General features: G+C 69.7%; 5 protein-coding genes and 10 pseudogenes. 12 read left to right on the forward strand and 3 right to left on the reverse strand.

Annotated elements, in window-relative coordinates; genetic code table 11:
* Positions 1-53: 53 nt before the first annotated feature.
* Positions 54-473: pseudogene (locus FF86_RS10955) on the reverse strand (BlaI/MecI/CopY family transcriptional regulator); the annotation flags it as partial.
* A 171-nt stretch (positions 474-644) separates the two neighbouring features.
* Here FF86_RS10955 and FF86_RS62160 point away from each other — a divergent pair.
* From FF86_RS62160 to FF86_RS45885, 9 genes and pseudogenes are all read left to right on the forward strand, one after another.
* A pseudogene (locus FF86_RS62160) lies at positions 645-770 on the forward strand (ABC transporter ATP-binding protein); the annotation flags it as partial.
* A 1-nt stretch (position 771) separates the two neighbouring features.
* Positions 772-1,628: pseudogene (locus FF86_RS10960) on the forward strand (ABC transporter ATP-binding protein); the annotation flags it as partial.
* Positions 1,625-1,858: pseudogene (locus FF86_RS45865) on the forward strand (ABC transporter permease); the annotation flags it as partial. The pseudogenes FF86_RS10960 and FF86_RS45865, both read left to right, overlap by 4 nt.
* Before the next feature lies 1 nt (position 1,859).
* Positions 1,860-1,905 (forward strand): annotated as a pseudogene (locus tag FF86_RS45870) (hypothetical protein); the annotation flags it as partial.
* A 10-nt stretch (positions 1,906-1,915) separates the two neighbouring features.
* Positions 1,916-2,506: ABC transporter permease (locus tag FF86_RS10965; RefSeq protein ID WP_242418545.1), on the forward strand; the 591-nt coding region annotated here is incomplete at its 5' end.
* Positions 2,507-2,511: 5 nt separating this feature from the next.
* Positions 2,512-3,024 (forward strand): hypothetical protein, encoded by a 513-nt coding sequence (locus FF86_RS10970; RefSeq protein WP_044884761.1) that lies wholly within the window; start codon positions 2,512-2,514, stop codon positions 3,022-3,024.
* A 38-nt stretch (positions 3,025-3,062) separates the two neighbouring features.
* Positions 3,063-3,374 (forward strand): undecaprenyl-diphosphate phosphatase (locus FF86_RS45875; RefSeq protein WP_304438127.1); only part of this gene is annotated, 312 nt, incomplete at its 3' end.
* Position 3,375: 1 nt separating this feature from the next.
* Positions 3,376-3,926: pseudogene (locus FF86_RS45880) on the forward strand (undecaprenyl-diphosphate phosphatase); the annotation flags it as partial.
* Between the two features lies 1 nt (position 3,927).
* Positions 3,928-4,109 (forward strand): annotated as a pseudogene (locus FF86_RS45885) (undecaprenyl-diphosphate phosphatase); the annotation flags it as partial.
* Between the two features lie 105 nt (positions 4,110-4,214).
* Here FF86_RS45885 and FF86_RS10980 read toward each other — a convergent pair.
* Together FF86_RS10980 and FF86_RS65815 are read right to left on the reverse strand one after the other, a co-directional pair.
* Positions 4,215-5,390 carry a permease gene (locus FF86_RS10980; protein WP_044884763.1) on the reverse strand — a complete coding sequence of 392 codons (1,176 nt, stop codon included), beginning with the start codon at positions 5,388-5,390 and terminating at the stop codon, positions 4,215-4,217.
* Between the two features lie 46 nt (positions 5,391-5,436).
* Positions 5,437-5,816 (reverse strand): annotated as a pseudogene (locus FF86_RS65815) (cation transporter); the annotation flags it as partial.
* Between FF86_RS65815 and FF86_RS45890 the strand changes: the two are divergent.
* From FF86_RS45890 to FF86_RS10985, 3 genes and pseudogenes are all read left to right on the forward strand, one after another.
* The gene (locus tag FF86_RS45890; RefSeq protein WP_242418546.1) at positions 5,702-6,019 is read left to right on the forward strand and encodes a metal-sensing transcriptional repressor; all 318 of its coding nucleotides are present in this window, start codon (positions 5,702-5,704) and stop codon (positions 6,017-6,019) included. The pseudogene FF86_RS65815 and the gene FF86_RS45890 overlap by 115 nt on opposite strands.
* A gap of 120 nt (positions 6,020-6,139) precedes the next feature.
* Positions 6,140-6,346: pseudogene (locus FF86_RS31810) on the forward strand (NlpC/P60 family protein); the annotation flags it as partial.
* Between the two features lie 90 nt (positions 6,347-6,436).
* Positions 6,437-6,681, forward strand: a pseudogene (locus FF86_RS10985) (transposase); the annotation flags it as partial.

Here is a 6,681-nt window from a genome sequence, read left to right on the forward strand (position 1 = left end):
CCGGCAGTGGTCCCGACGTCGCCGTCGGTGTCGGTGTCGGTGTCGGCGTCGGNGTCGGTGTCGGCGTCGGCGTCGGTGTCGGCGTCGGCGTCGGTGTCGGACCGGTGAGGAGCGAGGAGGTCGGCGAGGAGCTGCTCGTCCTCCGGTCGCAGGTCCGCGACGAACCGGGCAAGTGTCTCGGCCCGGTGGCTGCCGGCGCCGAGCAGGCGGGACATCTGCCGGGCGGTGAGCGCGGCGTCAAGGGTGTCCGGGTCGGTGGCCGGGGCGTAGACGTAGGAGCGGCCCGCGGGCGCCCGGGTCAGGGCGCCCTTGTCGTGTAGGCGAGCGAGGGTCGTCATCACCGTGGTGTAGGCCAGTGGTTCGCCGAGCTCGGCGAGGGTCTCGGCCGGGGTGAGCGGCCGGCCGGCCGCGGCGATCGCGGCGAGTACCTCGCGTTCCAGCGCTCCCGGTTCACGTCTGGGTTTCCGCGCCACCGCGCCTCCTCGCTACTACTGGACTGATAGTACGAAAGGTCGAGCAGTGGCGGTGGACCTCAACGTGCCGCCCTCGCCACCACGACGTCCTGCCGCCAGCCCTCCGCGGGTCTTCCCGTGCAGTCATCTACTATTCAATGAGTAGTAGATGACTGCATGAGGGGGCGGCGGATGGTGGATGGGGTGCCGGCGGTCGAAGCCGTTGGGCTGGTCAAGCGCTTCGGTGGGCTCACGGCCGTGGATCATGTTGATCTGCGGGTGGACGTCGGGGAGGTGTACGGCATCCTCGGCCCGAACNGTGCCGGGAAGACGACGTTCCTGCGGATGCTGTTCGGGTTGATCCGGCCGGATGCCGGGACGCTGCGGGTCTTCGGCCGGACGTGGGCCGAGGCGGGACCGGCGATGCTGGACGGGGTCGCGGGGTTCATCGAGAGCCCACGCTTCTATCCCTACCTGTCCGGCCGGCGCAACCTGGAGCTGCTCGCCGGCCTGGACGGCGGTGACGCGGACAGCCGCATCGATCAGGTGCTCGACGTGGTCGACCTCGCCGGTCGGGCGGGTGACAAGGTCGGGGGCTACTCGTTCGGGATGCGCCAACGGCTCGGCGTCGCCGCGTCCCTGCTGCGCGACCCGCGGCTGCTCGTCCTCGACGAGCCGGCCAACGGACTGGACCCCGCCGGCATCCGGGACATGCGCGCGCTGGTCACCCGGCTCGCCGGCAGCGGGCTGACCGTGCTGCTGAGCAGCCACAACATGGACGAGGTCGAGGAGATCTGCGACAACGTCACGATCATGCGCACCGGCCGGGTGGTCTACCACGGCTCGATCGACCAGCTGCGCGCCCAGGCACCGGACCCATCCCACCGGCTGGCGACCAGCGATGACGAGCAGGCGATGCGCCTGTCCGCCGAGCATCCCGCCGTGTCCGTCACCGCCCATCACGACGGCGGCCTCGCACTACGGGCCCAGACCGCCGACGCGGACGGCTACCTCATCGCCCTCGGCCGGGCCGGCGTCGCGGTACGCGCCCTGCACCTGGAGATCGCACCGCTGGAATCGCTGTTCTTCATGCTCACCGAGACCGACCCGGCGACCGGCTCCGCCCCGGCCGGCCTGCCGCGCCAGCCCCGCGACCTCACCGGAGCGACCCCATGACCACGCCCGCCACCACCACGCCCACGGCCGGCCCGGCGGCGGTCCGGCCTCGTCCGGTCGGCCGCGGCCGGGTGATCATCGCCTACCGGTGGGAGATCACCAAACTCGTCGCCCAGGCCCGCACCCGGGCCACCCTCGCCGTCTGCCTGATCGCCCCGTTCGTGTTCGTGGTGCTCCTCGACCGCCAGGACCGCCTGCCGAAGGACACCCTCTACGGCCGGTGGGTGCACNCCAGCGGCTTCGCCACGCCGCTGCTCATCCTCGGCTTCGCCGCCCANTGGGTGTTNCCGCTGCTCACCAGCATCGTCGCCGGCGACATCTTCGCCAGCGAGGACCAGCACGGCACCTGGAAGACGATCCTGACCCGCTCCCACAGCCGCAGCCAGATCTTCTGGGCGAAGTCGCTGGCCGCGGCCACCTTCGCGGTGCTCGTCGTCACGGTCCTCGCGCTAAGCTGCCTGACCGCCGGCGTCCTGCTCGTCGGCCATCAGCCGCTGGAAGGCCTCTCCGGCACCCTGCTGCCCCCGGGCCGCACCGCCGGGCTGGTCCTCGCCGCCTGGGCCACCGCGCTGCCACCCCTGCTCGGCTTCACCGCCCTCGGGATCATGCTCTCGGTGCTCACCCGCAGCAGCCCCGCCGGGATCGTCGGACCGATCATCCTTGGCCTGCTCATGCAGCTCTACGCCTTCCTCAACGGCGCCGACACCATCCGCCACCTGCTGCTCGTCACCCCGTTCGACGCCTGGCACGGCCTGTTCGCCGCACACCCGTACTACGGGCCGCTGCGCGACGGCACGTTCGTCAGCGTCGCCTACATCGTCATCTGCCTGGCCGTCGCCTTCACGGCGCTGCGCCGCCGCGACATCACCGGAGGCTGATCCGCATGCCCCGTCCCACCGCCGACCGGCCGCGCGGCGACCGGGCACCCCGCGGACCGGCTCGTGGCCGGCTGGCCCGCCGGGCTCGCCTGGCCGGCGTGGCGGTCACCGCCGCCGCGCTGACCGCCACGCTGGTCGGCTGCTCCGCCGATGTCACCCGCCCCCGCGTCGAGACCTCACTCGGCCCCGTCTTCGCCAACCTCTACGTCCAACAGCAGGCCCTGCTCGGCCACCCCGGGCTCACCCCCGCCGCCGTCGCCGCCAGACCCACCTGCCACCGCAGCACCCCCGGATCCCACGACAAAGGCGCCGGCAGCGACTGGATCTGCCAGGTCGGCTGGACCGACGGCACCGGCAAGGCCCAGAACGGCAAGTTCGAACTCCAGGTCCGCTCCAACGGCTGTTACCAGGCCGGCGGCCCCAGCAAGATCGTCGGACCGATCATGATCCGGAGCGCCGCCGGCAAACAGGTCATCAACCCGGTGTTCGAGTTCGACGGCTGCTTCGACACCACCTGAAACCCACCCGAGACGAAAACCCGAGCGGAGACACGGTCATGCATGAACTGACGTACCTGCAGGCGGGCGTCATCGGACTCCTCCAAGGAATCACCGAGCTGTTCCCGGTCTCCAGCCTGGGCCACTCGGTGCTGATACCGGCGCTGATCGGCGGATCCTGGCAGCACCTGGTGACCGAAAACGCCTCGGGCAACAGCGAGGGCTCGCCCTACCTGACGTTCGTCGTCGGGCTGCACGTGGCCACCGCCGCCGCCCTGCTGGTCTTTTTCCGATCCGACTGGGCCCGCATCATCCGGGCCTTCCTCACCACGCTGCGCACCCGGCGCATCGAAACATCAGCGCAACGGCTCNCCTGGCTGATCGTGGCCGCGACCGTCCCCGTCGGAATAATCGGCCTGGCGCTGGAGCACACCTTCCGTACCCTGTTCGCCAAACCGCTGGCCGCCGCGCTGTTCCTGACCGCCAACGGGATGATCCTGCTCGCCGGAGAACGGCTGCGCCGCCGCAGCGAACAACGCGCCGGCAAACACCAGGCCAGCGCCAAGGCTGAACCGGCAACCGTCCCGCTCACCGTCCCCGCCCCAGCCACCGTCCCCACGCAGACCACAATCGCGCCGGGCGGCCGGGCGACGGGCGGCCGGGCGACGGGCCGCCACACGACCGCACCCCGCGGTGGCCTCGTGGTGGCCGAGCACCGCAGCCTCGACACTCTCGCCTACCGGGAAGCCGGCGTGATCGGTCTGTTCCAGACCCTCGCGCTGCTCGCCGGCATCTCCCGCTCCGGCATCACCATGGTCGCCGGCCTGCTACGCGGCCTCGACCACGAGGACGCCGCCCGCTTCTCGTTCCTGCTCGCCACCCCCGTCATCCTCGCCGCCGGACTGCTCAAGCTCCCCGCCCTGNCCGGCCCCGCCGGCGACGGCATCCGCGGCCAGGTCATCCTCGGCGCGCTGGTCGCCGGCATCGCCGCCTACCTGTCCATCCGCTTCCTGGTCCGCTACTTCGAAACCCGCACCCTGACCGCCTTCGCGATCTACTGCCTGCTGATGGGCGCGCTGTGCACGGTGCGTTTCGTCGTCGCCTAGCTTCCGCCGGCCGTGCAGCGGGCCGGAGTATCCGGAGCGCGGCGCGGGAGTCGGTGGCATAGGGGACGTCGTCGCGACAGCCGCGTCCCGGTCCGATGCTGCGACCTATGGCACGGCCTCATGGCCGTTCATGTCGTCGGGGCCTCCGCCCATCATGGTGAGCATCTGTCGGCCGCCGGTGGCGAGGAAACGCCGGAGGAGAATCGCCGCCAGGGCGAGGAAGGCGATGTTGAGCCAGGTGGTGTAGTTCCAGGTGATGCCGTCCTCTCCGACGGAGGCATGCCGGGGGCCGGTGGGGAGGAGATGGAGCGGGGTGAAGACGAGTTCGATGACGTAGCCGGCGGCGACCATGGTGAGGTAGAAGGTGCCGGCGAGGAACAGCGCCATCCGCGGGCCGTAGTACTTCCGGTAGATCACGATGATCGGAACAATGATCAGGTCGGCGAAGATGAAGCTGACGACTCCGCCGAAGCTGATACCCCCGTTCCACAGCACGGCCGCGAGCGGGACGTTGCCGATGGAGCAGACGAACGCGGCCACAGCCACGAGCGGGCCGATGATCGGTCCCCAGATCCGGGCGGCGAGCGGGTGGTCGGTGAAGAACAGGTGCCGCCAGAACGTGTCGGGTATCCAGGCCGCCGCGGCGCCGGCGATCAGCAGGCCGATGAGGATGTCGCGGAGCACTGCGGCCCATTCCATGACGAAGTTGTGGCTGACCGCGGTGTAGCCCTGCCGGCTGAGTAGCCGACGCCGGAACGACCCCTCGCCGGCGACGGACATGTCCATCGCCGTGTGACCTTCCATTGACCCGGGGACGGCACGATCCGCTTGCGTCCTGGCCTGCCGGAGCAGGTTCGGGGACAGGAACCGGCGAAAGATCAGCGCCAACAGCACGATCATGAACGGGCCGCCGACGAACTCGGCGGCGGCGAACTGCCAGCCCAGCAGCAGCGCCAGGATCAGCCCGAGTTCGATGACGAGGTTGGTGGAGGCGAACTGGAAGGCCATCGCGGCGGTGAAGTCGGCGCCCTTGCGGAACAGCGAGCGGGCCAGCGCGACGGCGGCGTAGGAGCAGGACGAGGATGCCGCGCCCAGGACGGTGGCGGTGGCCAGGCTTTTCGGCCGGTCGTCGGGCAGGAGACGCGCGATGGTCGACTTGGGTACCAGCGCCTCGATGACCGCCGACAGGGTGAAGCCCAGGATCAGCGACCAGGTGACCTGCCAGGTCATCGACCCAGCGATACCCAGCGCGTGCAGAACGCCGTGCCCGACGGTGTTCACAGCCTGTTCGCAGGGTGGAGGTCGGCGGGGTGGAAGCGGCGCAGCNGCAACGAGTTGGATGCGTGAGCGCCGTCGTCGGGCTGACCCGCTGCCGGTGCGGTGTCGCTGGTGGACGGCTGGGGTAGCCGGGCGGTGTAGCCGGCGGCTTCCACGGTGGCCACGAGGTCCCGCGGGCCGAGGATCGTAGCGGACGGCGGCTGTCTCGGTGGCGTCGTTGACCGTGGCGGAGACGCCGTCGATCCCGCCGACTTCACCGCTGCCGGCGCTCACGCAATGTCCACAGGTCATGCCGGTGACGGTGGAGGTCCTCGTTGCCATGGTCAGCTTTCCTCTCACTCGAACCGCGTTCCCTACCACGTGCGCTACGGCATCCGAGGCGGGCCTCGCGTCGCCCCGACGGGGGCGATCTTCCAGCGCTCTACACATACCCCAGTGGGGTATGTGTAGCCGCCGCGCGAGACAAGCGTCAAGTACCCCTGGGGGGTACCTTCGGGAAACGGACCGAAGGGGGCGCCCTGCACGGCTACACGACCGGCAGGGACGACTACCTCAAGCGACTGCGCCGCATCGAAGGGCGGCTCCGGGGCATCGCCAAGGCGGTCGCCCGGGACATTGAGGTGCTGCATTGACGTCCTGGCGCAGGTCAGCGACACCACCAAAACGGTGCAGTCAGTCGCAGTGGTGCGCGGCGTCGCTCAGGGCGGGCAGCGTGCGGACCGCGTAGCCGTCTACCTCGCCTCCCGACAGAGACGACCCGCATTCCCAAATCCGGTAAGCAGCCCGGCGACCTCATCTTCTTCGGCAGCCCCTCCAACATCACCCACATGGGTATCTACGCCGGCAACGGCTATCTGTGGGCCGCCCCGCAGACCGGACGCAACATCAACCTGCAACCCATCTACACCTCTGAGGTGGTCCCCGTTCTTCGGACAGTGATCCCTATGTGGGATAATTGATCCGTGAGCGGAGGAGATCAATGAGTCAGTCGCGGAGGCNGTACACNCCCNAGTACAAGGACGAGGCCGTGAAACTCGTCATCGATTCGNGTCGGCCGGTATCGGCGATCGCGAAGGATCTCGGTATCAACGAGGGAACCTTGGGGAGCTGGGTGGCCACCTGGCGTCGGACCCACCAGGGCGAAGAAGAGCCACTTTCGATGTCCGACCGCGCACGGTTGAAGGAGCTGGAGAAGGAGAACCGGGAACTCCGGATGGAGCGCGAGTTCCTCTCAAAAGCGACCGCCTTCTTCGCGCAACGCCATCAGTGACCGACAAGTACGAGCTGATCGCCG

This window comes from Frankia sp. CpI1-P (assembly GCF_001421075.1).
GTDB classification, from domain to species: Bacteria; Actinomycetota; Actinomycetes; order Frankiales; family Frankiaceae; genus Frankia; species Frankia torreyi.

Bases quoted from the DNA above. Each gene is read 5' to 3' on its own strand.
- FF86_RS10970 (WP_044884761.1), top strand. From the start codon at position 2,512: ATGCCCCGTCCCACCGCCGACCGGCCGCGCGGCGACCGGGCACCCCGC.